This is a genomic window from Amycolatopsis iheyensis (assembly GCF_024703995.1).
Lineage (GTDB): Bacteria > Actinomycetota > Actinomycetes > Mycobacteriales > Pseudonocardiaceae > Amycolatopsis > Amycolatopsis iheyensis.
On record NZ_JAMXQV010000054.1, the window covers coordinates 1 to 25,590 of the forward strand.

Genomic DNA, 25,590 nt, shown 5'->3' on the forward strand with positions numbered 1-25,590 from the left:
TTCGCCGAGCCGGGCCAGTTCGGCGGCCCGGCCGACGAGCCCGGGCGCCGACGGCCGCCGCGGCTCCCGGTCCGGCCGGGCGAGCAGCCGCCGCAACGCCGCGCGCGTCGCGTCGGCCGGGACGACGCCGAGCTCGCGTTCGAGGACCGACGCGCACCGGTGGTAGGTGCTCACCGCGCCCGCCCGGTCGCCGGCGTCGGCCTGCAGCGCCATCAGCGTCCGGTAGCCGGTCTCTTCCAGCGGCCGCAGCCCGATCCGCCGCCGGGCCGCCGCCAGCGCCGCCTCGGGGTCGCCCGACGGGGTCCGGCAGACGAGGTCGCACAGTTCGACGCACTGGCGTTCCAATTCGGCCCGCGCGGCCAGCACCCAGTCGTCGGCCAGGCCGGGCAGCAGCTCACCCCGGTAGGCGGCGAGCGCGGCGCCGGCGTGGGCGAGCACCACGGCGGGCTCGACGGCGGCCAGCGCGACCCGGCGGGCGACGTCGAACTCCCGCACGTCCACGGTGCTCGACGGGGTGTCCCGCCAGCACAGGTCCTGCCCGGACACGACCAGCGACGCGGGGTCGCCCAGCACCCGGCGCAGCTGGTGCAGCTCGCGGCGCAGGTTGGTCAGCGCCTGGGCGTCGGTGGAGTCCGGCCAGAACAACCCGGCGATCCGCCGCCGCGGCTGCGCGAGGCCGGCGTGCACGACGAGGTGGGCCACGAGCGCGACCGACCGCGGCGACCGCGTCAGCACGGCGCCGGTGGTGTCGTCGGCGATCACCTGCTCGCCGAGGAGGGAGACCCGCAGCATCCCGGCCACGCTAGCGCCGTGCCGGGTTCGCGTGCGGATCTTCACCGGGGAGGGGTTGCGCCGGGGCGTCCGGGTGCGCAGGCTCGACGTCGTGAGCGAGCACGAGTACGACCTCATCGTCATCGGTTCGGGCCCCGGGGGGCAGAAGGCCGCGATCGCCGCGGCGAAGCTGGGCAAACGGGTGGCGGTCGTCGACCGGCACGACATGGTCGGCGGGGTGTGCGTCAACACCGGCACGATCCCGTCCAAGACGCTGCGCGAAGCCGTCCTCTACCTGACCGGCATGAACCAGCGCGAGCTGTACGGCGCTAGCTACCGCGTCAAGCAGGACATCACCATCGCCGACCTGCTGGCGCGCACCCAGCACGTCGTCGGGCGGGAGGTGCAGGTCGTGCGCGCGCAGCTGATGCGCAACCATGTCGACCTCGTCCCCGGCACCGGCTCCTTCGCCGACGCGCACACGGTCGTCGTCGAGAGCAAGCACCCCGGCGACCGGCGGACGCTGAGCGCGGACTACGTCGTGATCGCCACCGGCACCCGCCCGGCGCGGCCCGGGCACGTCGACTTCGACGCCGCCCGCGTGCTCGACTCCGACGAGATCCTGCGGCTCGAGCAGATCCCGTCGTCGCTGGTCGTGGTGGGCGCGGGGGTGATCGGCATCGAGTACGCGTCGATGTTCGCCGCGCTCGGCTCGCGGGTCACCGTGGTCGAGCAGCGCGACCAGATGCTCGACTTCTGCGACCCGGAGATCGTGGAGTCACTGAAATTTCAGCTGCGCGACCTCGGCGTGACGTTCCGCTTCGGCGAGAAGGTCGCGGACGTCGCGGTGTCCGACGACGCGACGATCACCACCCTGGTCAGCGGCAAGCGCATCCCCGCCGACGGGGTGATGTACAGCGCGGGCCGCCAGGGCATGACCGGCGACCTGGCGCTCGACGCGGCGGGCCTGACGGCGGACGAGCGCGGCCGGCTCGTCGTCGACGAGAACTACCGCACCGAGGTCCCGCACATCTACGCGGTGGGCGACGTCATCGGCTTCCCGGCACTGGCGGCGACGTCGATGGACCAGGGCCGGCTGGCGGCCTACCACGCGTTCGGCGAGCCGGCGAACGGCCTGGGCGCGCTGCAGCCGATCGGCATCTACACGATCCCGGAGATCTCGTACGTCGGCTCCACGGAAGCACAGCTGACGTCGTCGTCGGTGCCGTACGAAGTCGGCATCGCGCGCTACCGCGAGCTCGCGCGCGGCCAGATCACCGGCGACAGCTACGGGATGCTGAAGCTGCTGGTGTCCACGACGGACCGGAAACTGCTGGGCGTGCACGTGTTCGGCACCGGCGCGACGGACCTGGTCCACATCGGACAGGCGGTGATGGGCTGCGGGGGCACGGTCGACTACCTCGTGGACGCGGTGTTCAACTACCCGACGCTGTCGGAGGCCTACAAGGTGGCCGCGCTCGACGCGACCAACAAGATCCGCGCCCTGGACCGCTTCTCGTCCTGAACCACCTCAGGAGTCACACCAGCACCACCCGGATTCGCCTGCGGCGAACCGGTTTGACACTCGGCTAGAACATATGTTCGACTGGCGCTGTGCGATGGGATCGGCAGCGAGCAGGGGAGGGTGAGCCGGCACTGCCCGGGCTGGAGGGCCTGGTGCGTTCCGTGCGGTCACCGGAATTCGACGGCGTCACCTTTCACGAGGTGCACGCTCGCTCGGTGCTGAACAAGGTGCCCGCCGGCTCCGGCGTCCCCTTCGGCTGGACGGTGAACCCGTACCGCGGCTGCTCCCACGCCTGCACCTACTGCCTCGAAGGCGGCACCCGGATCCTGATGGCCGACGGCCGCACGAAGGCGTTGTCCGAGCTGAAGGTCGGCGACGAAATCTTCGGCACCCGCGGCCACGGCGCGACCCGGCGCCTGGTGCCCACCCGCGTCGAAGCGCACTGGACCACCCTGCGCGCCGCCTACCGCGTGACGCTCGAAGACGGCACCCGGCTCGTCGCGGGCGGCGACCACCGCTTCCTCACCAGCAAGGGCTGGAAGCACGTCACGGGCAGCAAGTTCGGCGCGGCGCAGCGGCCGCACCTGGAGCCCGGCGCCGAGCTGATCGGCGTCGGCCGGTTCGAGCCGACGCCGGACGAGACGCTCGGCTACCGGGCCGGCTACCTCTGCGGGATGCTGCGCTCCGGCGGGTTCGCCGCGGAGCCGGACGCCGCCGGCCGCGCGCTGGAGTACCTGCCCGACTTCGGCGCGTCCGTCGGGTTCCTGCAGGTCCCGGCCGACCCGGACGCGCACTGGCAGCGCGGGTTCCTCGCCGGCGTCTTCGACCTGGCCGGCGACCACGGCCGCGGCGTCCTGGCGGTGGCGCACGACGAGCCCGAGATCACCGCGGCCTTCGCCGCCGCGCTCACCCGCTTCGGGTTCGCCCACCAGCTCGACGAGGTGCCGAAGTTCCCGTCGCGCCAGGAGGTCCGGGTGCTCGGCGGGGTCGGCGAGGTCCTGCGGTTCCTGCACGTGAGCAACCCGGCGGTGCGCTGGAAGCGTTCGCTGGACGGCGCGGTCATCGGCGCGAGCCGCCGCCGCGTCGAGGAGATCGAGCCGCTGGGCCTGCAGCTGCCGCTGTTCGACATCACGACCGGCACGGGCGACTTCGTGGCCGACGGCATGGTGTCGCACAACTGCTTCGCCCGGAACACGCACACGTACCTCGACTTCGACGCCGGCCACGACTTCGACACCCAGGTGGTGGTCAAGGTCAACGCACCCCAGGTGCTCGGGGCGCAGCTGAAGAAGCCGTCGTGGCGGCGCGAACACGTGGCGATGGGCACGAACACGGACCCGTATCAGCGCGCGGAGGGCCGCTACCGCCTGATGCCGGGGATCATCACGGCGCTGGCCCGCTCCGGCACGCCGCTGTCGGTGCTGACGAAGGGCACGGTCCTGGCGCGAGACCTGCCGCTGCTGCAGGACGTCTCCGCCGACGTGCCGGTGTCGCTGGCGGTGTCGCTCGCGCTGCTGGACGGCGAGCTGCAGCACCGCCTCGAGCCCGGCACACCGAGCCCGCGGGCGCGGCTGGAGCTGATCCGCAAGGCGCGCGACGCGGGGCTGCCGTGCTCGGTGCTGGTGGCGCCGGTGCTCCCGTGGCTGACCGACTCGGCGGAAGCCCTGGACGCGCTGTTCGGGCGGCTGGCCGAGGCCGGCGCGTCGAGCGTCACGGTGATCCCGCTGCACCTGCGCCCGGGCGCCCGCGAGTGGTTCGCCCGCTGGCTGGCCGGCGCGTACCCGGCGCTGGTGCCGCGGTACCGGGAGCTGTACGCGCGGGGGAGTTATGTGGACCGGGCGTACCGCCGGCGGCTGGGGGAGCGGGTGGCGCCGCTGCTGAGACGGCACGGGCTGGCCCCGAAGACGGGCTACGACGCGCGGAGCCCGGAGCCGGCGCCCGAGTTGCCACCGGAGGCACCGGCGGTGGAGCAGCTGCGGCTGCTGTGAGGGGGTGCGGGGGAGCGGAACCGGAGAGGTGAGGGGGGTAGGGCCGGGGGATCGGGGTCGGGAGCGGTGAGGGGGCCGCGGGGAAGTGGAGCTGGGGAGGCGACGAAGGGGCGGGGGTTAGGGCCGGGGAGGTGAGGTGGTGTCGGACCGGCACCGGTCGGGGGAGGGGCGCCGGTCGCGTTCGGCCGTGCGGTTGGGGGAGGGACGACGGCCGCGTTCGGCCATGCGGCCGTGGGAGGGACGACGGCCGCGTTCGGCCATGCGGCCGTGGGAGGGGCGCCAGTCGCGCTCGGCCGTGCGGCCGTGGGCGGCGATCGCTCCGGGTTCGGTCGCCGGCCCTCGCCCGGTCGCTCTCGCCGTGACCGATCGGCGCCCGACCGCTGCCCGAACCCCGCCCGAACCCGCCCGAACCCCTTCGGTTCCGGCCGTGAGGCTGCTGTGACAGCAGGGCATCTCCCCGTCTCCCGCGGTCCTTTGTGGACAACCCCGGCCGCCGGTGCGTGATCATCCGCCGTGCCGCCGTGTGGGTGAAGCCGTCACCCTGAGCGGCTCCCGGGGTCCCGCCGCTCCGCCGTTCGCCGTAGTGACGGCCGTCTTGCGCCGCGTAGTCGGGGGCTTGCGGGAAAATGTCCGATCGTGTCGTTGTCGCCCGGCCTCGCCGACGCCTAACGTCGAAGGGATCGAACCGGAAGGGAGTGGCGGCCATGACGACCTCGCAGACCGACCGGGTCGCGGCCGCCCGGCTCGCGTGGGCCGCCCTGAAACTCACCCGGGCCGGCCGGCACCCCGTCAGCGTCGAGCGGCTGGCCGCGACCGTCGGCGTCGCGCCGGCCGAAGCGCGCCGGCTCGTCGAGCTGATCGGCTTCACCCTGCACCGCGACCTCGTCATCACCGGCCCCGCGCCGCGCGGCGCCCACCACCGGCTCCAGCCCGCCGAAGGCACCCTCGGCGCCGGGCCCGACGGCACCGTCGACATGTTCCTGCTGGCCATCGCCACCGGCGAGCGGGTGCACGCCGCCGCCGTCTGCCCGGTCACCGGGACGCGCATCCGCATCGACCTCAACCCGCAGCTGATCGAGCAGGCCGACCCGCCCTCGGCCGTCGTCGCCGCCGTCGACCTGGGCTTCGGGCTCGAGCGGGCCGACGCGATGGCGTGCGCCGGCCAGCCGTTCTTCGCCTCGCCGTCGGCGGCCGCCAACTGGCTGGTGACCCACCCCGGCGGGCGGATCTACCAGGTCGCCGCCTACCTCGCCCAGGCCCACCGGCTGGTCGCCGCCCTGGAAGCCCGGCCGAAGTACGTGCTCTGACCACCGCGCAAGCCAAGCCTGCCGACGTCCTAAACTGGGTGGTTCGTTAGCCTTTCCGGGCAGCGAGAACCCATGTCGAAGGAGAGCAGTCGCAGTGCTCCGCACTCACAACGCCGGCACCCTGCGTGCCGAGCAGGCCGGACAGACCGTCACCCTCACCGGATGGGTGGCCCGGCGGCGCGATCACGGCGGCGTCATCTTCATCGACCTCCGCGACGCGAGCGGCGTCGCCCAGGTCGTCTTCCGCGAAGGCGAAATGGCCGAGCGCGCGCACGCGCTGCGTTCCGAGTTCTGCGTCAAGATCGTCGGCGAGGTCGCGAAGCGCCCGGAGGGCAACGCGAACGCCGAGATCCCCACCGGCGAGATCGAGGTCCTCGCGACCGAGCTCGAGGTCCTTTCCGAGGCCGCCCCGCTGCCGTTCCCGATCGACGACCGCGTCGACGTCGGTGAAGAGGTCCGCCTCAAGCACCGCTACCTCGACCTGCGCCGCAGCGGCCCGGCCGCGGCCATGCGCCTGCGCAGCGAGGTCAGCCGCGCCGCCCGCGAGGTGCTGCACAGCCAGGACTTCGTCGAGATCGAGACCCCGACGATGACCCGCTCGACGCCCGAAGGCGCGCGCGACTTCGTCATCCCGGCCCGGCTCAAGCCCGGCTCCTGGTACGCGCTGCCGCAGTCGCCGCAGCTGTTCAAGCAGCTGCTCATGGTCGGCGGCATGGAGCGGTACTACCAGATCGCCCGCTGCTACCGGGACGAAGACTTCCGCGCCGACCGCCAGCCGGAGTTCACCCAGCTCGACATCGAGATGAGCTTCGTCGAGCAGGACGACGTCATCGACATCGGCGAGCAGATCGTCTCCGCGCTGTGGAAGCTGATCGGGCACGAGATCCCGCGGCCGATCCCGCGCATCACCTACCACGAGGCGATGGCCAAGTACGGCTCGGACAAGCCGGACCTGCGCTTCGACCTCGAGATCACCGACATGACGGAGTTCTTCGCCGACACGCCGTTCCGCGTGTTCCAGGCGCCCTACGTCGGCGCGGTCGTGATGGCCGGCGGCGCCGACCAGCCGCGCCGTCAGCTCGACGCGTGGCAGGAGTGGGCGAAGCAGCGCGGCGCGCGCGGCCTCGCGTACATCCTGGTGAACGAGGACGGCACCCTCGGCGGCCCGGTCGCGAAGAACCTGTCCGAGACCGAGCGCGAGAACGTCGCCAAGGCGGCGGGCGCCAAAGTCGGCGACTGCATCTTCTTCGCCGCCGGCAAGGCCGCCTCGACGCAGCCGCTGCTCGGCGCCGCCCGCGACGAGATTGGCAAGCGCCTCGGCCTGATCGACGAAGACGCCTGGTCGTTCGTGTGGGTCGTCGACGCGCCGCTGTTCGCGCCGGTCGAGGACATCGGCGACGACGTCGCGGTCGGCTCCGGCAAGTGGACCGCGGTGCACCACGCGTTCACGTCGCCGACCCCGGAGTGGATCGACAAGTTCGAGCAGGACCCGGGCAACGCGCTGGCCTACGCCTACGACATCGTCTGCAACGGCAACGAGATCGGCGGCGGGTCGATCCGTATCCACCGCGGTGACGTCCAGAAGCGCGTCTTCAGCCTGATGGGCCTCGGCGAAGAGGAAGCGCAGGAGAAGTTCGGCTTCCTGCTCGACGCCTTCGCCTTCGGCCCGCCGCCGCACGGCGGGATCGCGTTCGGCTGGGACCGGATCGTCATGCTGCTGGCGAAGGCCGACTCGCTGCGTGACGTGATCGCGTTCCCGAAGACCGGCGGCGGCTACGACCCGCTGACCGCGGCGCCGGCGCCGATCACGGCGCAGCAGCGCAAGGAAGCCGGCATCGACGCGAAGCCGGCTCCCGCCCCGCAGAGCTAGTGCTGCACCTGAGGGCCGTGTGCCCGCCGGAGAAGACCGCCGAGGCGCTCGAAGTCCTGCGGGCCCACCCCGGGACGGCGCACCTGGTGGTGCACCGCGGTGCCGCCGTCTCGCCCGAGGGTGACCTGGTCGAGGCCGACATCGCCCGCGAGGCGGCGGACGAGATCGTGGCCGCGTTGTGCGGCCTCGAGCTCGACCACAGCGGCGGGATCACCCTGGAGGCGCTCGACACGGCGCTGTCCGACGCCGCCGACGCGGCGGAAGAGGCGGCGCCCGGCGAAGGCGCGGACGCCGTCGTGTGGGAGGAGCTCCTCGCCCGCACCGGCGAGGAGTCGCGGCTCAACGTGACCTTCCTGGCGTTCCTGACGATCGCCTGCCTGCTGGCGGCGGTCGGCGTGCTGACGGACTCCGCGGTGACGATCGTCGGCGCGATGGTCGTCGGCCCGGAGTTCGGGCCGCTCGCCGCGCTCGCCGTCGGCCTGGTGCTGCGCCGCTGGGACCTCGTCCGGCTCGCGGGCGGGGCGCTGGGCGTCGGCTTCCCGCTGGCCATGGTCGTGACGCTGGGCGGTGCGCTGCTCGTCCGCGTCACCGACGTGTTCGGTGAGAAGGCGTTCGAGCTGAAGCAGCACAGCGAGGTCGACTTCGTCTTCTCCGTCGGGGTGCCTTCGCTCGTGGTGGCGATGCTCGCCGGCGCGGCCGGGATGCTCGCCATGACCTCGGCGAAGTCGGCCGCGCTCGTGGGCGTCTTCATCTCCGTGACCACGGTGCCGGCCGCGGGGTACGCGGTGGTCGCCGCGGTGGCGGGGGAGTGGAGCCGGTGCGTCCAATCGGTGGGTCAGCTGCTCGTGAACCTTCTCGGAATCGTTGCAGCTGCGGCCATTGTGTTGATCGTGCGCCGGAATGGGCAACGTTCACCGGTGGGGATGCGTCCGCTTTCACGGGGATGAACCCCGTCCGGACCGGGGATCCTTCTTGTCCGGATGTCAGTAGTCATGGTTGCTCAGTCACGAGTAGGGTCGGTGACAATGACAGTCGACACCTCCTCCACCGGCGACGCTGGGGTCGGGGCAGGAGCCGAGCACCTCGCCGTCGCCGCGGCGGTCGCGGCGGGCGAGTCCGTTCTCTCGCGCCGGTTCGGCAGTGCGATCACGCTGGTCGCGCCCGAAGACCTGGCGGGGAGCGGGCCGGCCACGGTGGTACGCGCCAGGGTCGTGTCGTCGTCGTTCGCGCTGCCGCGGACGCTGGTGATCAAGCACTACCCGGACGAGCCCGAGGCGGGATCAGCCGACCCGTTCGCGCAGGAGGCGGTCAGCTACCAGCTGTTCACCGCGCTCGCGCCGGGCGAGCGGATGTGCCCGGAGCTGCTGGCCCACGACGGCCGCGACCGCGTGCTGGTGCTGGAGGACCTCGGCCGCACGCCGACACTGGAGGACAAGCTCTACGCGCGCGACTCCCGCGCGGCCGAGCGCGCGCTGCTGTCGTGGGCCCGGTCGCTGGGCCGGCTGCACGCGAACACCGCGGGCCGCGAAGCCGACTTCAACGCGCTGCTGAGGCGCCTCGGCGGCCCGGTCGCCGGGCACACCGGTGACGTCGACGAGGTGTGCGCGCGGGTGCCGGTGGTGATCCAGGAGCGCCTGGGCATCCCGGTGCCGGAAACGGTGCTCACGCAGGTGGCGGAGGCACTGGAGCAGTCCCGGTCGGCGGGCTTCCGCGCGTTCAGCCCGGTGGAGCTGAGCCCGGACAACAACCTGGTGACGGGCGAGGGCGTGCGCTTCCTCGACTTCGAGTACGGCTGTGTGCGGTCGGTACTGGTGGACGCGGCCCACCTCCGGTTGCCGTTCGCGAGCTGGCCGGACGCGCTGGCGCTGCCGGCGGGCATGAGCGAGGCGATGGTCGCGGCCTGGCGCGCCGAGGTGGTGGGCGTCTGGCCGGCGTTCGCGGACGACGAGGTCCTGGCCGGCCACCTGACGACGAGCGAGCTGCTGCGGGTCTGGCTGATCACGGGCGAAGAGCTGGGCAGGCTGGACCTGTCCCGCCACGCACCACCGGTGAGCCGCGAGTCGGCGTTGGTGACGTGGTGGCGTGATCTGGCGAAGCACGCGGGGTACGTGCGGATGACGGCGGTGTCGGAGTTCGCGGCCCGAGTGGCGGCGGCGCTGGCCGCGCGGCTGGGTCCGCACGCGGACCTGGCGTTCTACCCCGCTTTCCGCTGACCCCAAGCGCCCCAATGTGGCATTGGGTGCGTTGGGCGCACCGAACGCCACATTGAGTGCGTTGAGCGCACCGAACGCCACATTGGGTGCGTTGGACGCACCCAACGCCACATTGGGGCGCTTGAGAACCGGCCCCGAACAGGACATTTCCGGCCCAGGTGAAGCGAGCGTCAAGAATTAGGCCCGCGGTCGAAGACGCGTTACCTCGTCCTCACCGGGCGTGAGTCTCCGTGGCCGATGGTCGGGGACGTGACCGTGATCAGCGCCGAAGTCACTCCCGAACCCGCCCGGCCCGCCCTCGTCGCCCTGCCGCCGCTCCGGCGTGCCGAGCGGCTCGTCGTGCTCGGGGACTCCACCGCCGTCGGGCTGGGGGACCCCTTGCCCCGGCGTGGGGGCTGGCGTGGGGTCGGCCCCCTGGTCGCCGCCGCGCTCGGGGTCGATCCCGACGGCTACCTGAACCCCTCCTTCACCGGGGCCCGGATGCGGTGCGTGCTCACCGAGCAGGTGCCCGCCGCCGTCGCGCACCGGCCCGACGTCGCCCTGCTCGTCGCCGGCATGAACGACACCCTCCGGCCCGACTTCGACGCCGCCCGCATCGCCGCCGACCTCACCGAGGTCATCCACCGGCTGCGCGACGCCGGGACCACCGTCGTGCCGGTGCGGTTCCACGACCACAGCAAGGTCTTCCGCCTGCCGCCGTCGCTCAAGCGGGCCCTGAGCGCCCGGGTCGCCGAGCTGAACGCCGCCATCGACGACGTCGTCGCCCGCGAAGGCGTGCCCTGCCTCGACCTCGACCGCCTGCCCGGCGCCTACGACCTGACGTCGTGGAGCGTCGACCGGCTGCACCCCTCCGAACTCGGCCACCGCATGCTCGCCGACGGCTTCACCGGCCTCCTCGGCGAAGCCGGCTTCGCGGTGCCGGAGCCGGTGAGCCTCACCTGCAGCGGCGGGGTCGAGCCGAGCGCCACGGGGCACGCGGGGTGGTTGGTGCTCAAGGGCATCCCGTGGCTCTGGCGCCGCGGCCGCGAGTTCCTGCCCTACGCCGCGGTGATCATGTGGAACTCGTTCCGCGGGACGGAGCGCTGAACACCCGCAGCGCTTCGGCGTCCGAAGCCGGGTTGCGCACGAAGAAGTCCGCCCACTCCTCGATGCCGGGGTAGGCGGACCGCCGCGCGAGGAACAAGCACGCCGCTTCGACGTCGTACTCCGTGCGCCGCAGCTGGACGCCGTCGCCGAGCAACGCCCAGTGCGCGCCGCTCGCGCCGTACGGCATCCCGACGCTGCCGGGGTTCACCACCAGCCGCCGATCGGCCAGCCGGACGAACGGCATGTGCGTGTGCCCGCACACGACTGTCGACGCGGTGACGCCGGCCAGGACTTCGGCCCACCGCGAGAGCGGGCTGTCGACGAGCACGATCTCCGTGTCGTCGCGCGGGGTCGCGTGGCAGAACAAGAACTCACCGAGCGACACCGTCAGCGGCAGGGCGTCGAGCACCGGGAGGTCCGCGGGCCGCAGCTGCCGTGCCGCCCACGGGAAGATCGGGTCCGGGACGAAGTCGCCTTCGCCACGTGCCGACGCCGCCAGCTCACGGTCGGCGTTGCCCCGCACCCAGACCGCCCGCGAACCCAGCTCTTGCAGCCGTTCCAGCGTTTCCACCGGCATCGGGCCCGCCAGCATGTCCCCGAGCAGCACGATGTTCTCCGCCGCCCGCACGTCCGGCTCGGCCAGCACGGCCTCCAGCGCGGGCAGGACACCGTGGATGTCGGACAGGACCGCGATCGTCATCGGACCACCATCGCCGCGCGGCCGCGCCCCGGGCGAGGGATTTCGCCCAGGGCGCAACCGGTTCACGCCGTGGTGAGCGGCAGCTCCCGCACCCCGGTCATGTTCGGGTTGATCTGGAACTTCGGCGGCTCACCCGGGATCGTGCGCAGCGCCGGGTAGCGGTCGAACAGGATGTTCAGCGCCACCCGGCCCTCCAGCCGGGCGAGCGGCGCCCCGATGCAGAAGTGGATCCCGCGGCCGAACGCCAGGTGCGGGTTGGGATCGCGCAGCGGGTCGAAGGTGTCCGGTTCGGCGAAGACGCGGTCGTCGCGGTTGGCCGCCGCGACCCAGATCATCAGCATCTGGTCCGCGGGCACGGTCGAGCCGCCCAGCTCCACCTCCCGCGTGGTCGTGCGGGCCACCGCCGCGAACGGCGACAGGTACCGCAGCGACTCCTCGATCGCCGGCGGCACCAGCGACCGGTCGGCGCGCACGCGCTCGTCCCACTCCGGGTGCGTGTCCAGGCACAGCACCGCGTTGCCGAGCAGCATCGTGGTGGTGATGTGCCCGGCCAGCAGCAGGACGTTGGCGAAGTTGACGACCTCGTTGCGGGTCAGCTTCTCGCCGTCGACCTCGGCTTCGACGAGCTTCGTCAGCAGGTCCTCGCGGGGCTGCTTCCGCCGTTCGTCGACGTGCTTGCCGAGGTACTCGACGAGCGACTTCTGGCCCTCCAAGGACTTCTTGACCGACTCCTGCCGCCCCTCGGTCTGCTCCTTCAGCGAGAACTGCTCCGAGGAGTCGAAGAGCTTGTCCACCCAGCCCTTGAACAGGTGCCGGTCGCTCGCGGGGACCCCCAGCAGCTCCGCGATGACGATCACCGGCAACGGGTAGGCGAGGTCTTCGACCAGCTCGAGCCGGCCGGAAGAGCCGGCCGCGTCGAGCATCTCGTTCGTCACCGCGGCGATGCGCGGCTCGAGGTCGGCGACGACCTTCGGCGTGAACGCCCGGCTGACGAGCTTGCGCATCTTGTTGTGCAGCGGCGGGTCCAGCTGCAGCAGGTTGCCCGCCGACATCGCCTCCAGGTCGACGCCCTGGTCTTCCAGCATCTCCTTCGGGATCACCCGGGTGGTGTCCGAGGAGTACGTCGCCGGGTCGCGCAGCACCTCCTCGGCCTCCGGGTGCCCGTAGACGTTCCAGAACCCGAGGTCGGCCGCGTGGTGCACGCGCTGTTCGGGCTGCTTCCCCCGCAGCCAGAACTGGGATTCGTGCAGTCCCCAGGTGTCCGCTTGTGTGGTGGTCATGTCCGCCCCTTCTTTCCCCTGTGTGGCCCCGGCTCAGCCGGGCGCCTTGGTGGGATCGTGTGCGTAGATCCCGTTGCGGTAGCCGGAGACGAGCTCCTCGAGCGCCGAGCTCAGCTCCGCCGCCACCTCCGCGACGGCCAGGGCGTCGGGCTCCCCGGCCGGTTCGAACGCCGTGCGGATCAGGTGGGCGAGAACCGCCGCCTTCTCCGCCAGCGGAATGCCCTCGAACTCGGCGGAAAGCGTGTCGCCGAGGTAGAACCCGAGCGTCGCGGTCTGGAGCGCGTAGCTCAGGTTCGGCACGTCCGAGCGGATCAGCCCGTGCCGGAGCATCGTCTCCTCGAACCGCGCGCGCAGCTGGTCCTGCTGCTCGCGCAGGGCGAGGTCGCCGAGCGAGCCGAACATGTCGGCGTTGCCGCGCAGCATCGCCATGACCAGCGGCCGCTGGTGGGTGATCAGGAACGACGCCGAGATCATCCGGTGCGGGAGGATCGTCGCCGGCTCGGCCTTGATGCTTCCCAGGATCTCGTCGGTCAGGTCGGCCGACTCGCGCATCATCAGCGCCTGGAACAGCAGTTCCTTGTTGCGCCAGTGCAGGTAGACGGTGCCCTTGCCGATGCCGACCGCGCGCGCGATGTCGTCCACGGCCACCTTGCGGTAGCCCATGCGCAGCAGCAGCTCACCCGCCGCGTCCAGGATGCGGTCGGCGCGCTCGCGGTTGGGATGGCTCATGCGTCTCCACCTGCTGCTTTCGTCGATCCTTTGACCTATTGACCGGAATCGCACTTTCGGTCAACCAGTCATCACGACGGTAGCGCGGGTGCGCCGACCACGGCAAGGGTTCTGTCGGTGGCGTCGGTTAACGTCATCCGTGTGGCACAGGACGAGCTCTTCACCGTGAACGCCGACGTGGCGCCCCCGCCCGAGCGGACGACGTCGAACGCGGCCGAGACCCAGGCGGACCCGGCCAGCTCGCCGCTGGCCGTGCGGATGCGGCCGCGCTCGCTCGACGAGGTCGTCGGCCAGCAGCACCTGCTGCGCGAAGGCGCTCCGCTGCGGCGGCTGGTCGAAGGCGCCGCGCCGGCGTCGGTGCTGCTCTACGGCCCGCCCGGCACGGGCAAGACGACGCTGGCCAACCTGGTCTCGATCGCCACCGGCCGCCGGTTCGTCGCGATGTCGGCGCTTTCGGCCGGCGTCAAGGAGGTCCGCGGGGTCATCGAGGAGGCGCGGCGGCGCCGCCAGTACAACACCGAGAACACCGTGCTGTTCATCGACGAGGTGCACCGGTTCTCCAAGACCCAGCAGGACGCGCTGCTGGGGGCGGTCGAGGACCGCACCGTGCTGCTGGTCGCGGCGACCACCGAGAACCCGTCGTTCTCCGTCGTCTCGCCGTTGCTGTCGCGTTCGCTCGTGCTGCAGCTGCGGCCGCTGACCGACGACGACATCACGCAGCTGCTCGAGCGCGCGCTGGCCGACGAACGTGGCCTCGGCGGCGAGCTGACGCTGACCGAAGACGCGCGCGCCCACCTCGTCCGGCTCGCGGGCGGGGACGCGCGCCGCGCGCTCACCGCGTTGGAGGCGGCGGCCGACGCGGCGTCGGCCACCGAGGCGAAGACGATCGACCTGCCCATCGTCGAGTCCACTGTGGACAAGGCGGCGGTGCGCTACGACCGCGACGGCGACCAGCACTACGACGTGATCAGCGCGTTCATCAAGTCGATCCGCGGGTCCGATGTGGACGCCGCGCTGCACTACCTGGCCCGGATGATCGAGGCGGGGGAGGATCCGCGGTTCCTCGCGCGGCGGCTGGTCGTGCACGCCAGCGAGGACATCGGGATGGCCGACCCGACGGCCCTGCAGGCGGCGGTCGCGGCGTCGCACGCCGTCCAGTTCATCGGCATGCCCGAGGGGCGGCTGGCGCTGGCGCAGGCGACGATCCACCTGGCCACCGCGCCGAAGTCGAACTCGGTCATCACCGGCATCGACGCCGCGCTGGCCGACGTCCGCGGCGGCCTCGCCGGCACCGTCCCGCCCCACCTGCGCGATGGGCACTACGCGGGCGCGAAGAAGCTCGGCAACGCCCAGGGCTACCGCTACCCGCACAACGTCCCCGAAGGCGTGCTGGCGCAGCAGTACCCGCCCGACGAGCTGGTCGGCAAGGACTACTACGAGCCCACCCAGCGCGGCGCCGAGCGGCCGCTGGCCGAGCGCGTGCCCAAGCTGCGCCGGACCATCCGCGGTGAACGGTGACCACGGCCGGACGATCGCCGGGAAACTGATCACCACCCGGGCCGGGAACGGCAAGATCATCGGGTTTCGTAAGCTTCGCGCCTCGGGGTGACCCGAAACCCGGGTCCCGGCGACGACAGGAGGCGTACCCGTGCCCGCAAGGCTGCAGTGCATCGTCCTGGACTGCCCGGAACCGGTCGTGCTCGCCGGCTTCTACCAGGCCCTGCTCGGCGGCGAGGTCGACCGGCCGGACCCGCGGTGGCGGGTCGACGAGGACTTCGCGACCCTCCACCTCGACGGGCTCGTCCTGGGGTTCCAGCGGGTGCCGGACCACCGGCCGCCGCAGTGGCCGGACCCGGCCCACCCCCAGCAGTTCCACCTCGACTTCGAGGTCGACGACATGCGGGTGACCCACCACCTGGTCCTCATCCATGGCGGCAGGCTGCTCGACCCGGACCCCGACGGCCGCGGCTGGCGCGTCTACGCCGACCCGGCGGGGCACCCGTTCTGCCTGCTCGGCGACTACTGACCGCACTGCGGAACGGCCGGGCGTCGGTCACGATGGGCCCATGAGCGTCGCGTTTCTGGGAACCGGGATCATGGGTGCGCCGATGGCGGCCAACCTTGCCAAGGCAGGCCTCGAGGTCCGGGTCTGGAACCGCACCAGGGCCAAGGCCGAGCCCCTCGCCGACGTCGCGACGGTGGCCGGGTCGCCCGCCGCGGCGGCCGAGGGCGCGGACATCCTGGTGACGATGCTCGCCGACGGGCCTGCCGTGGCCGAGGCGTTCGAAGCCGCTTCGCCCGCTTCGGGCACGTTGTGGCTGCAGATGAGCACGGTCGGCCTCGAGTGGACCGATCGCCTCGGGGAGCTGGCCGGCGAGGCCGGTGTCGTCTTCGTCGACGCGCCGGTGCTGGGCACCCGTCAGCCCGCGGAGCAGGCACAGCTGCAGGTCCTGGCCTCCGGGCCCGAGGAAGCCCGCCCCGCCGCGACCCCGGTGTTCGACGCGGTCGCCGTCAAGACGCAGTGGCTCGGCCCGGCCGGCCAGGGGAGCCGGCTGAAGCTGGTGCTCAACGCGTGGGTGCTCGCGCTGACCAACGGCACGGCCGAGAGCCTGGGCCTGGCCCGCGCGCTGGGCCTCGACCCGGCGCTGTTCCTGGAGACGATCAAGGGCGGCGGCCTCGACGTCGGGTACGCGCACGCGAAGGGCGCGTCGATGCTCTCCGGCGAGTACCCGCCGGCGTTCCCCGCCGGGCTGGCGGCCAAGGACGCCCGGCTGGTGGTGGCGGCCGCGGGCGACGCCGTCGACGTCGCGGGCGCCCGCGCGGTGCTGGCCCACCTCGAAACGGCGGTGGACGCCGGCCACGGGGACGAGGACATGGCCGCGCTCTACCGCGCCGTCGTCAAAGACTCCTGAATCGCCGGTGGGGGCGAGCAGCAACCGGTGAAATCGGAAAATCCGTGGTTTCCGAAGTGTGCTCGCGCAAAACTGGACACAAAAGTGGACATAGTTGCCGATCTGGCCAAAGGTAGGCCGACTCCTGAGCGGTAGGTAACCGTTGCTACACAAGTCATTCGGCCGTGACCGTGGTCGGATCGGCAAAAGTCGGCACAGCATGAATTATCGCCCAAGCGGGTGAAGTGTGCGTTTCGGCGCGCAATCGGGCGCCCCCGGTCGACTACTGGGCATGGTGCTTCCCGGAACCGGATTCCGCCGCCGACCGCGGTTGTGCGATCCGTCCGGGAACGCGCCGCAATTCGGTTGTCGCGGGCGAAAGGCAATCCGGGCGTGGGCATTGAACGGCACGGGAAAAGCGATCGGAAGCTGCTCGAGAAGAACTTCGAGCGGAGCTACCCGGACTTGCGGGCCAAAGTGCTCCGGTACGTCGGCTCCCGCGCGGGCGGGCTCGACTGCGAAGACATCGCCGACGCGGTGCTCGAGCGGCTGTGGAAGCGGCTGTGCCGCACCGGTCCCGCGGTCCGGGACCCCGAAGCGATGGCGATCGCCATCGCCGCGAACGTCGTGAAGGACGCCTTGAAGAAGATCCGTCCGCTCTACACCGACGACGTCGCCGGGATCGCCGCCGGCTTCGGGTTCGCCGACGGCGGCCACGAGGACCGCCTCGACCTGCTCACGGCGATCGAAGCCTTGGCGCCCCCGCTGCGCGAGGCGCTGAAGCTGGTCGTCCTCGACGACCAGCCGGTCGCGCGGGCCGCCCGGATCCTCGGCGTGGACCGGGGTGTCGTGGAACGCCGGCTCGCGAAGGCGCTCTGCGAGCTGCGGCGGCGGCTGGCCACGGATTCGCTCACCGGCTCGGCGTAGGAGACGGCCGGGAGCGGGATGGAAAGCGGGAGGGTGCAGTGAAGATTCCACGGTGGTCCAGTACGGGGGAGGCCGACGTGCACGCCGGTGATCTGGAGGCTCGGCTGGCCGACCTCCGCGACGCGATGTACCAGGCCTCCTACGCGCGCAACGATCCGGCGCGACAACGCAGGTTCCTGACGAGCTTGTTCGAGTCGACGGGTGACTCGGACGCCTCGTTCATCTCCGTCGTCGAAGCGAGGGGGTACGAGGACGAGCCGCGGTTCGCCGCCCGCCCGGCCGAACCGGGCGGGTGGTGGACCGCGCTGAGAAAGCGCCGGTACCTCATCGGCGCCGTGGCGGCCGGCGTCGTGCTGGTCGTGGCCGCGTGCTCGCTGCTGATCCACTCGGTGAAATCCGACAGCGTGGCCGCGATGACCGGGTTTCCGGCGAAACTCCGGGTCGGCCTGCTCGACGTGGTCGACACGGCGCCGTTCTACCGGGCGGTGGACCAAGGGTATTTCCGGGACGAGAAACTGGACGTCGAAATCGTCAAGGTCCGCGGCGGGCCCGACGCCGTCCGGGAGCTCGCCGACGGCCGGATAGACATCGCGTTCACCAGCTACCCCGGCGCGTTCACCGCGCAGGCGCAGCACATCGCGGACCTCCGGATCGCCGCCGCCGCGTACACCGCGCGCAACAGCCACCTGATGCTGATGGGGCCGGCCGACGGGTCGTTCACCCACGGCTACCAGGCACCCGGCAAGCGCATCGCGGTGACCGCCACCGGCTCGATCTCGGACATCGGCACCAGCCTGGCGCTGCGCGAGGCCAACGTCGACCCGAAGTCGATCAGCTGGGTGTCGCTGTCGATGGACGACATGATCGGCGCGCTGAGCCGGGGTGACGTCGACGGCGCGGTGATGGCCGAGCCGTACGTGACGCGAGCGGAGCGGCTCGGGGCGATCCCGGTGCTCGACGTGACCCTTGGCCGCACGGCGTTCCTGCCGCTCTCGGGCTGGTTCGTCACGGCGGACCAGGTGCGGGCGTACCCGGAGGCCGTCCAGGCCTTCCAGCGGGCGCTGGCCCGCGGGACCGCCGACGTGCAGCGGCGTGACGAACGGGACTCCGTGCTGGTCAAGTACCTGGGCGTGGACCCGGCGTACGTGGACGACGTCCGGATCGCGACCTACCCCCTCGAGGTCGACGTGTCCGAGCTGCGGAAGGTCGTGGACCTGATGCGGAACAACGGGTTCCTCGCGGCCCCGGTCGACGTCGGGCGGATGCTGATCCACTGGCCGAACGGCTGACGCCGCCGTGCCGGTCTTCGTCGCCTACGCACACGACGGGAAAGGCAAGGTCGTCGCGCCCGCGCTCGTGGTGGCGCTGCGGCGACGCGGCATCGAGGTGATCTGGGACGGCGACCCGGAGAACCGCGCCACGATGTCGCAACCGGCCTGGATGATGCGCGGGATCCAGCGGAACCTGGTCGTCTGCGTGCTCTCGGACGAGTTCGTGACGCACTTCGGGCGCACCGAACCGGCTTCGGTGCGCCGGGGCGTCAGGTTCGAAAGCTTCCTGATCATCCAGAAGTTCTACGCCCACGACAGCGCCGCGCACTGCCCGATCGTGCCGGTCGCGGACCCGGGCTTCGCGGCGGAGCGGGCGCCCGGGATCCTCGCGGGCATCCCGCTCAGCCGCTTCGACGCCGCCACCGAGGCCGGCGCCGACGAGATCGCCGGGCGGCTGCGGTTCCTCGAGTCGAGGGTGCCGCCGGCGCCGCCGCCCCGGGAGCTGTCGGACATCGTCAGCGACCTGGAGGCCGACGACGTCGAGGCGGGCGGCGGCCCCGACCTGGTCCGGGAGTGGCTCGGCTGCGTCGCCGGGACGCCGGTCGAGGCGAGCGAGTTCGTCGGCACCCTGCCGGCGGTCGAGCACGTCCTGCGGGCGGCCGACGGCGGCGGGCTGGCGCAGGAGCTGGTGGACCGGTGCATCGCGGTGGTCAACACGACCCAGTCCGGGTTGTGCGACCCCAGCGCGAAGGCGAAGGCGCTGATCGTCGGCCTCGCCTGGCTCCTGCGCCGCCGCCGCGAGCTGACGCTGGCGTCGAAGGTCGTGCACGAGGCCGTGGAGCTCGCGACCGCGGCCGGCGACCACGTGACGGCGGCGCTGGGCCGCGCGTGCCTCGGGCACATCCACCGCGAGCTCGCCGAGGACGCGACGGGACGGTCGCGGCTGAAGCACCTCCGGATCGCCGAGGAGAGCGTCCGCGGGGCGGCCGCGCTGCTCGCGAGGGCGGGGGACCGGAGCGGTCGCCTGGCGGCCTGCCACCACGTGCTCGCGCACGTGCACTGGACCCGGTACCAGCTGCTCGGCGAGCGGCCAGCCTTGCGCGCGGCCGACCGCCTGGCGGAACGCGCGGCGCGGCAGCTGCTCGCGGCGGGCACGGACGTCCAGCACGAGCTGCTGCTCCTGCGCGCCGAGATCGCGGTGGCGCGCGGGGAGCTGCTGCGCGCGAGCGCGCTGGCCGGGCGCGTCACGGCGGTGCTGGCCGGCCAGCCGACCGACACGACGTCCTTCGCCGGCCTCGCCGGCCGGGCCCACCTGGTGTCGGCCGAGGTGCGCCGCCACGACGCGCCGCCGACGGCGGTCCGGCACGCGGAGGAGGCGTTGAAGATCTTCGACCGGGCGGGCCTGACCCGGCACGCGGACCGCAGCCGGTGGTTCCTGGTCGCGCTCCGGCCGGAGGCGTCCCGGCTCAGCCGCCGTGAGGTCGCCCGGCTGGAGCGCTGGTGCCGCGAGCCGGGGATCCGGCTGAGGGCGGTGGCGGAGCGGCGGCGCCGGCTGGACCAGCGGGTGCGGCCACGGGCGACGGCGCGGGGGGAGTGGCGGGACATCCTGCGGGAGGTGGGTGAGGGGTAGGCGGCTGGTCGGGCGGTGAGCCGGGGACTTGGTTGCGGGTGGTGGCGCCGGGTGGATCGGCAGGAGGTGGGTGAGGGGGCCGGCTGGTCGGGCAGTGAGCCGGATCAGCGAGAGGTCGGTGACGGCTGACCCGGCAGGAGGGTCGCGAGCCGGTCGACGCCCAGGCCGCTCGTCATCAACCGCTCCTTCGCGTTCCCCAGCAGCTTCCGCGTCCACGGCGTGAAACCGCCGTCGCCGACCTCGGCCAGGGAGCCGCCGAAAGCCGCGTACACCTTGAAACACAGCCCCTCGTAATACCCGCCTCGGCCGCCTTCGCGGTCCGGGAACGGGTGGACCGGCACGTCCAGCCCGTCGAGCAGGTCCTCGAACCGCGGGTCCAGCACCGTCACCCCGAGCGAAACCTCGGTCGCGCCCAGCGCGCGGCACCCCGCGACCACCAGCCGCGCGTGCTCGGCCAGCGCGTCCCGCTCGAACCCGAGGTTGCCGGTGTCCCGGCCCGCTGTCACGGCCCCGAACAGCGAGAAGTGCGCGTACAACCCCGCGGCGACCCGCTGGGCGCGCACCACCCGCTGCACCGTCGCCAGCCGGACCACTTCGCCCGACGCGCGGCGCGCGGCGGCCGCCAAGGCCAGGCCCGCCGTCGGGTCCGCGGCGACCTCGGTGCCGCGGCCGGTCGGAACCACCCGGTGCTGGGCCAGCCCGGTCACCACCGACTGCGTGCCGAGCGGGACCAGCGGCGAAAGCGTGACCGGCTCGAACGACACCGCCGCGCCGATGAGCGCGTCCTCGATGCGCCGCAGCAACGCGAACGGCAGCGGGCTCGGCGCGGCGAAGCGGTCTTCGCGGTGGCGGCGCAGCACGTCCGCAGCGCTCAGCCGGGCCGCGCGGCGCCGCGCCACCTCCAGCTGGACCGTGGTCAGGTCCGCACCCGGCAACGCCGTCAGCACGTCGGCCGCCGCGCCGCCGGGGCCGGAGAGAGCCCTGAACGCATCGTGTCCCATCGCCCAGGTGTACCGCCTTGCGACCAGGCAAGGCGACGCGTTTTCCGGCCCGCGCGGGGTGACACGGTCGGGGACCCGGCCAGGCGGTAACCTCACCAGCACCCGAAACCCGTTGATCCGAGGAGGGCCCGTGTCGGCAGGGCAGATCGCCGCGTTGATCGCCGCAGGAGCATTCGTGGTGCTGGTCGTCCTGCTGGCGATCCCGCTGATCAAGCTCGGCAAGACGCTGGACGCGGCCACCGAGGCGATCGAGCGCACCAACAGCAACACCGACCCGCTGCTGATCGGCGCGAACCAGACGATCACGCACGTGAACACCCAGCTGGAGCGCGTCGACGGCATCACGTCGAACGCCCAGGCCGTCACCGGGAACGTGTCGGCGCTGACGTCGGTGTTCACCGCCACCCTCGGCGGCCCGCTGGTCAAGACCGCGGCGCTGTCCTACGGCCTGTCCAAGGCGATCCGGGCGCGCAAGAAGAAGAGCGCCCTGAAGGCCGCGAAGAAGGCGGGCAAGTGAAGCGGCTGTTCTGGCTCGGCGTCGGGGTGGTCGCGGGCGTCGCGCTGTCCCGCAAGGCCGCCGAAACCGCTCGTCAGGCCACTCCGGCGGGGTTAGCATCGAACCTGGGTGACGCCGTGCGCGAGCTGGCCGGCGCCGTGGGTTCATTCGGCGCCGAGGTGCGCGCGGGCATGAACGAGCGGGAGCAGGAGTTGCACGACATGGTCGAGGAGCGGACGGGCGTCACGGCGCCCCGCGCCGAAGGACGGCACGCCGCTGCCGCCCGGCGCCCGGTCCGGCGAGCTCGCCGGGCGGAAGGCTGATCCGGGCCTGCCCGGAACCCTCCCGCCGTCGCCGTCCGACCTCGTTCGCAGCCACCAGCACAAGGACTGACCCGTGGACACACACGAAATCACCGATCGCTTCCTGCGCCACTTCGAAGGCAAGGGCCACACGCGCGTGCCCAGCGCGCCGCTCATCCTCGACGACCCCAACCTGCTGTTCGTCAACGCCGGCATGGTGCAGTTCAAGCCGTACTTCCTCGGTGAGGCGCCGCCGCCGTACCCGCGCGCGACCTCCGTGCAGAAGTGCGTGCGCACGCCGGACATCGACGAGGTCGGCAAGACCACCCGGCACAACACGTTCTTCCAGATGGCCGGCAACTTCTCCTTCGGCGACTACTTCAAGGAAGGCGCCATCGAGAACGCCTGGGAGCTGATCACCAAGTCCCAGGCCGACGGCGGCTTCGGCCTCGACCCGGACCGCATCTGGGCGACCGTCTACGAGGACGACTCCGAGGCGGCCGGCCTGTGGCGCAAGCTCACCGGTCTGCCCGGCGAGCGCATCCAGTCGCGCGACGGCAAGGACAACTACTGGGACATGGGCGTGCCCGGTCCCGGTGGCCCCTGTTCGGAGATCTACTACGACCGCGGCCCGGCGTACGGCCGCGAGGGCGGCCCGGTCGCCGACGAGGACCGCTACATCGAGATCTGGAACCTCGTCTTCATGCAGGACGTCCGCGGCGACCTGAGCCCCAAGCTCGGGCACAAGCCGATCGGCGAGCTGCCGAAGAAGAACATCGACACCGGCATGGGCGTCGAGCGCGTCGCGACGATCCTGCAAGGGGTCGAGAACGTCTACGAGACCGACCTCGTGCGCCCGGTGATCGGCCGCGCCGAGGAGTTCTCCGGCCGCCACTACGGCGCCAACCACGCCGACGACGTCCGCTTCCGGGTGATCGCCGACCACGCCCGCACCGGCGTCATGCTCATCGGCGACGGCGTCACCCCGGGCAACGACGGCCGCGGCTACGTGCTGCGCCGCCTGCTGCGCCGCATCATCCGCTCCACGCGGCTGCTGGGCGTGCAGGAGCCGGTGCTGCAAGAGTTCGCGAAGGTCGTGCGCGACACGATGGGCCCGACCTACCCCGAGCTGGTCTCCGGCTTCGACCGCATCAACGAGGTCGTCCGGATCGAAGAGGACGCGTTCCTCTCGACGCTGACCTCCGGCTCGCGCATCTTCGACATGGCAGCTGAGGAGACCAAGCGCGGCGGCGGCGACGTGCTGGCCGGCGACAAGGCCTTCCAGCTGCACGACACCTACGGCTTCCCGATCGACCTCACCCTGGAGATGGCGGCCGAGCAGGGCCTGACCGTCGACGAAGACGGCTTCCGCACGCTCATGAACGAGCAGCGCACCCGGGCGAAGGCGGACGCGGCGGCCCGCAAGACCGGCCACGGCGACCTCTCGGAGTACCGGAAGGTCCTGGAGCAGCACGGCGAGACCGAGTTCCTCGGCTACACCGACCTGCAGGCCGAGGCGAAGGTCGTCGCCCTGCTCGAAGACGGGCAGCCGGTCCGCAGCGTCTCCGCGGGCAAGAAGGCGGAGCTGGTCCTCGACCGCACGCCGTTCTACGCCGAAAGCGGTGGCCAGGTCGCCGACACCGGCGTCCTGCTGGGCGACGGCGTCGAGCTCAAGGTCTTGGACGTGCAGAAGATCGTCCCGGGGCTGTTCGTGCACCGCGTCGAGGTGCTCGACGGCGAAGTCGGCCTGGACACCAAGGTCACCGGCTCGGTCGACGCGCACCGCCGGCTCTCGATCGAGCGCTCGCACTCCGCGACGCACCTGGTGCACGCGGCCGTCCGCGGCGCGTACGGCAAGCGCGCGGCGCAGGCGGGTTCGCTGAACTCGCCGGGCCGCATGCGGTTCGACTTCACCACGCCGGGCTCGGTGTCGGCGGACGTGCTGACCGAGGTCGAGCAGGAGGTCAACGACTACCTGCAGACCAACGTCGAGGTGCAGAGCTTCACCACGACCAAGGACAAGGCCCTCGAGCTGGGCGCGGTCGCGTTGTTCGGCGAGAAGTACGGCAACGACGTCCGCGTGGTCGACATGGGCGAGTACTCCCGCGAGCTCTGCGGTGGCACGCACGTCGACCGGATCGGCCAGCTCGGCCTGGTCAAGCTGGTCTCCGACGCCTCCATCGGCTCGGGCGTGCACCGCGTCGAGGCGCTGGTCGGTTCGGACGCGCTGAAGTACGTCCGCAAGGAGCAGCTGCTGGTCTCGCAGCTGGCGAACACCTTCAAGGTGCCGTCGGACGAGCTGCCGGGCCGCATCGAGGACGTCCTGACCCGGCTGAAGAACGCCGAGAAGGAGATCACGCAGCTCAAGACCCAGCAGGTGCTGGGTTCGGCGGGCTCGCTGCTCGACAAGGCGCAGGAGATCGGCGGCGTCATCGTCGTGGCCGAGGTCGTCCCGGACGTCGACGGCAACGGCCTGCGCGCGCTGGCCTCCGACATCCGCGGCCGGCTCGGCACGCGGCCCGGCGTGGTGGCGTTGTTCTCACCGGCCGGGGAGAAGCTGAGCTTCGTCGTCGCGACGACGAAGGCGGCGCAGGACAAGGGCATCGCGGCGGGCAAGCTCGTGCCGTCGTTCGCCGAGCAGATCGGCGGCCGCGGCGGCGGCAAGCCCGACATGGCCCAGGGTGGTGGCACGAACCCGGCCGGCGCGGCCGACGCGGTCACGGCCCTGCGCGCGGCGATCGCCGGCATTGGTTAACCGCGGAAACCGCGGCCCGGATCGGCCAGGCAAGGACGATCCGGGCCGCGGCCGTCGGCTCGGGGTGGATGTCGGATCCGTCCGGGTCGGGGTGGCGCTGAGCGATCCGGCCCCCATGCTCGCCTCGCCATTGGTTACCCTCTCCCGCGATGCGACCGACGACAGTGATCTGGACCAGCTGGCCGCCCTCGTCACCGAGCACGAGGTGGTCGAGGTGATCGTGGGGCTGCCGCGAACGCTCGCCAACCGGCAGGGTCCGGCGGCCGAGCTGGCGATCGCGTATTCTGAACGCCTGGCCGGGCGGATAGCGCCCGTGCCGGTCCGGCTGGGCGACGAGCGGCTGACCACGGTCACCGCATCCCGCATCCTCTCCCAGCGCGGGGTCAAAGGCCGCAAGCAGCGCGCGGTGGTCGACCAGGCCGCCGCCGTGGAGATCCTGCAGGCCTGGATCGACGCCGCCGCTGCGCACCGCGCCCGGGAGGGAGACCGATGAACGACCAGCCACCCGATCGTCAAGGCGGGCGCAGGCGGCTGCGCGAGCAGGGACCGGCCACCCCGCCGCCGTCCCGGCCCACACCGCCTCGCGACCCTCGCTCGAGCGGGTACCAGGAGCTGCCCCAGCCGTCGCGCCGCAGCCGTCCCGAGCCGGGCTACGACCCGCGCCGTGACGCGCCGCCGGCCGGCCGCCGTCGGCGCCTCGAGCCGCCGGATACGCTGCCCCCGGCCGAGGACGACTTCGACCCCCGCGACGTCGAGCGCTCGGCCCCGGCCCGCGCCCGGCACGGCCTCGACGAAGGCGCCGACGCGCCGCCGCCCCGGCGCCGTCGCGCGGCCCCGGAGACCGGCGA

At 72.3% G+C, this 25,590-nt stretch carries 22 protein-coding genes and 1 pseudogene; 18 read left to right on the forward strand and 5 right to left on the reverse strand.

The window, feature by feature from the left end; translation table 11 throughout:
* Positions 1–792 (reverse strand): AfsR/SARP family transcriptional regulator (locus M8542_RS48960; protein ID WP_276588174.1); only part of this gene is annotated, 792 nt, incomplete at its 3' end.
* A gap of 91 nt (positions 793–883) precedes the next feature.
* On the opposite strand from M8542_RS48960, the gene sthA reads away from it, so the two are divergent.
* The 7 genes from sthA to M8542_RS48995 all read left to right on the forward strand — a co-directional run bounded on the left by sthA (position 884) and on the right by M8542_RS48995 (position 10,760).
* Positions 884–2,296: a Si-specific NAD(P)(+) transhydrogenase gene (gene sthA / locus M8542_RS48965; RefSeq protein WP_257927310.1), complete on the forward strand. Its 1,413-nt coding sequence runs from the start codon at positions 884–886 to the stop codon at positions 2,294–2,296.
* Positions 2,297–2,385: 89 nt separating this feature from the next.
* The gene (locus tag M8542_RS48970; RefSeq protein ID WP_257927311.1) at positions 2,386–4,284 is read left to right on the forward strand and encodes an intein-containing Rv2578c family radical SAM protein; all 1,899 of its coding nucleotides are present in this window, start codon (positions 2,386–2,388) and stop codon (positions 4,282–4,284) included.
* A 704-nt stretch (positions 4,285–4,988) separates the two neighbouring features.
* Complete coding sequence (merB, locus tag M8542_RS48975) at positions 4,989–5,591, forward strand: organomercurial lyase (RefSeq protein WP_257927312.1); 603 nt, start codon at positions 4,989–4,991, stop codon at positions 5,589–5,591.
* A 94-nt stretch (positions 5,592–5,685) separates the two neighbouring features.
* Positions 5,686–7,461 (forward strand): aspartate--tRNA ligase, encoded by a 1,776-nt coding sequence (gene aspS / locus M8542_RS48980; protein ID WP_257927313.1) that lies wholly within the window; start codon positions 5,686–5,688, stop codon positions 7,459–7,461.
* Positions 7,461–8,408, forward strand: coding sequence for a DUF389 domain-containing protein (locus M8542_RS48985; protein ID WP_257927314.1), 948 nt, complete (start codon positions 7,461–7,463; stop codon positions 8,406–8,408). The genes aspS and M8542_RS48985 overlap by 1 nt, the downstream gene beginning before the upstream one ends.
* 78 nt (positions 8,409–8,486) lie before the next feature.
* Positions 8,487–9,674 carry a phosphotransferase gene (locus M8542_RS48990; protein WP_257927315.1) on the forward strand — a complete coding sequence of 396 codons (1,188 nt, stop codon included), beginning with the start codon at positions 8,487–8,489 and terminating at the stop codon, positions 9,672–9,674.
* A 237-nt stretch (positions 9,675–9,911) separates the two neighbouring features.
* Entirely contained in the window at positions 9,912–10,760 is an 849-nt protein-coding gene (locus M8542_RS48995) for an SGNH/GDSL hydrolase family protein (RefSeq protein ID WP_257927316.1), read from the forward strand.
* Here the strand turns inward: M8542_RS48995 and M8542_RS49000 are convergent.
* The 3 genes from M8542_RS49000 to M8542_RS49010 all read right to left on the reverse strand — a co-directional run bounded on the left by M8542_RS49000 (position 10,726) and on the right by M8542_RS49010 (position 13,469).
* Positions 10,726–11,460 carry a metallophosphoesterase family protein gene (locus tag M8542_RS49000; protein WP_257927317.1) on the reverse strand — a complete coding sequence of 245 codons (735 nt, stop codon included), beginning with the start codon at positions 11,458–11,460 and terminating at the stop codon, positions 10,726–10,728. The two genes, M8542_RS48995 and M8542_RS49000, sit on opposite strands and share 35 nt — an antisense overlap.
* 62 nt (positions 11,461–11,522) lie before the next feature.
* On the reverse strand, positions 11,523–12,740 hold the full coding sequence (locus tag M8542_RS49005; protein ID WP_257927318.1) for a cytochrome P450: 1,218 nt from the start codon (positions 12,738–12,740) through the stop codon (positions 11,523–11,525).
* A 33-nt stretch (positions 12,741–12,773) separates the two neighbouring features.
* Complete coding sequence (locus M8542_RS49010; protein ID WP_257927319.1) at positions 12,774–13,469, reverse strand: TetR/AcrR family transcriptional regulator; 696 nt, start codon at positions 13,467–13,469, stop codon at positions 12,774–12,776.
* A 141-nt stretch (positions 13,470–13,610) separates the two neighbouring features.
* Here M8542_RS49010 and M8542_RS49015 point away from each other — a divergent pair, with 141 nt between their 5' ends.
* From M8542_RS49015 to M8542_RS49040, 6 genes are all read left to right on the forward strand, one after another.
* The gene (locus M8542_RS49015) at positions 13,611–14,987 is read left to right on the forward strand and encodes a replication-associated recombination protein A (protein ID WP_257927320.1); all 1,377 of its coding nucleotides are present in this window, start codon (positions 13,611–13,613) and stop codon (positions 14,985–14,987) included.
* Positions 14,988–15,117: 130 nt separating this feature from the next.
* The gene (locus M8542_RS49020) at positions 15,118–15,495 is read left to right on the forward strand and encodes a VOC family protein (RefSeq protein ID WP_257927321.1); all 378 of its coding nucleotides are present in this window, start codon (positions 15,118–15,120) and stop codon (positions 15,493–15,495) included.
* A gap of 40 nt (positions 15,496–15,535) precedes the next feature.
* Positions 15,536–16,381 carry an NAD(P)-dependent oxidoreductase gene (locus M8542_RS49025; RefSeq protein WP_257927322.1) on the forward strand — a complete coding sequence of 282 codons (846 nt, stop codon included), beginning with the start codon at positions 15,536–15,538 and terminating at the stop codon, positions 16,379–16,381.
* A 372-nt stretch (positions 16,382–16,753) separates the two neighbouring features.
* Complete coding sequence (locus M8542_RS49030; RefSeq protein ID WP_257927324.1) at positions 16,754–17,287, forward strand: RNA polymerase sigma factor; 534 nt, start codon at positions 16,754–16,756, stop codon at positions 17,285–17,287.
* A 77-nt stretch (positions 17,288–17,364) separates the two neighbouring features.
* A complete protein-coding gene (locus M8542_RS49035) occupies positions 17,365–18,576 on the forward strand; it encodes an ABC transporter substrate-binding protein (RefSeq protein WP_257927325.1) in 1,212 nt (403 codons plus the stop codon).
* A gap of 7 nt (positions 18,577–18,583) precedes the next feature.
* Complete coding sequence (locus tag M8542_RS49040; protein WP_257927326.1) at positions 18,584–20,188, forward strand: SEFIR domain-containing protein; 1,605 nt, start codon at positions 18,584–18,586, stop codon at positions 20,186–20,188.
* Between the two features lie 104 nt (positions 20,189–20,292).
* On the opposite strand, the gene M8542_RS49045 is transcribed toward M8542_RS49040, so the two are convergent.
* The gene (locus M8542_RS49045; protein ID WP_257927327.1) at positions 20,293–21,189 is read right to left on the reverse strand and encodes a hypothetical protein; all 897 of its coding nucleotides are present in this window, start codon (positions 21,187–21,189) and stop codon (positions 20,293–20,295) included.
* Positions 21,190–21,319: 130 nt separating this feature from the next.
* Between M8542_RS49045 and M8542_RS49050 the strand changes: the two genes are divergently transcribed.
* The 5 genes and pseudogenes from M8542_RS49050 to M8542_RS49070 form a co-directional block, all read left to right on the forward strand.
* A complete protein-coding gene (locus tag M8542_RS49050; protein WP_257927328.1) occupies positions 21,320–21,706 on the forward strand; it encodes a DUF948 domain-containing protein in 387 nt (128 codons plus the stop codon).
* On the forward strand, positions 21,703–22,008 hold the full coding sequence (locus M8542_RS49055) for a hypothetical protein (RefSeq protein WP_257927329.1): 306 nt from the start codon (positions 21,703–21,705) through the stop codon (positions 22,006–22,008). The genes M8542_RS49050 and M8542_RS49055 overlap by 4 nt, the downstream gene beginning before the upstream one ends.
* Positions 22,009–22,081: 73 nt before the next feature.
* On the forward strand, positions 22,082–24,742 hold the full coding sequence (alaS, locus tag M8542_RS49060) for an alanine--tRNA ligase (RefSeq protein WP_257927330.1): 2,661 nt from the start codon (positions 22,082–22,084) through the stop codon (positions 24,740–24,742).
* A gap of 64 nt (positions 24,743–24,806) precedes the next feature.
* Positions 24,807–25,235, forward strand: coding sequence for a Holliday junction resolvase RuvX (gene ruvX / locus M8542_RS49065; protein ID WP_257927331.1), 429 nt, complete (start codon positions 24,807–24,809; stop codon positions 25,233–25,235).
* Positions 25,232–25,590: pseudogene (locus M8542_RS49070) on the forward strand (endolytic transglycosylase MltG); the annotation flags it as partial. The gene ruvX and the pseudogene M8542_RS49070, both read left to right, overlap by 4 nt.

What these genes read in the sequence shown, in the direction of transcription:
- merB (WP_257927312.1), top strand. Translation starts at nt 4,989, where the DNA reads ATGACGACCTCGCAGACCGACCGGGTCGCGGCCGCCCGGCTCGCGTGG.
- M8542_RS48990 (WP_257927315.1), top strand. Translation starts at nt 8,487, where the DNA reads ATGACAGTCGACACCTCCTCCACCGGCGACGCTGGGGTCGGGGCAGGA.
- M8542_RS48995 (WP_257927316.1), top strand. Translation starts at nt 9,912, where the DNA reads ATGGTCGGGGACGTGACCGTGATCAGCGCCGAAGTCACTCCCGAACCC.
- M8542_RS49000 (WP_257927317.1), bottom strand. Translation starts at nt 11,460, where the DNA reads ATGACGATCGCGGTCCTGTCCGACATCCACGGTGTCCTGCCCGCGCTG.
- M8542_RS49005 (WP_257927318.1), bottom strand. Translation starts at nt 12,740, where the DNA reads ATGACCACCACACAAGCGGACACCTGGGGACTGCACGAATCCCAGTTC.
- M8542_RS49010 (WP_257927319.1), bottom strand. Translation starts at nt 13,469, where the DNA reads ATGAGCCATCCCAACCGCGAGCGCGCCGACCGCATCCTGGACGCGGCG.
- M8542_RS49025 (WP_257927322.1), top strand. Translation starts at nt 15,536, where the DNA reads ATGAGCGTCGCGTTTCTGGGAACCGGGATCATGGGTGCGCCGATGGCG.
- M8542_RS49045 (WP_257927327.1), bottom strand. Translation starts at nt 21,189, where the DNA reads ATGGGACACGATGCGTTCAGGGCTCTCTCCGGCCCCGGCGGCGCGGCG.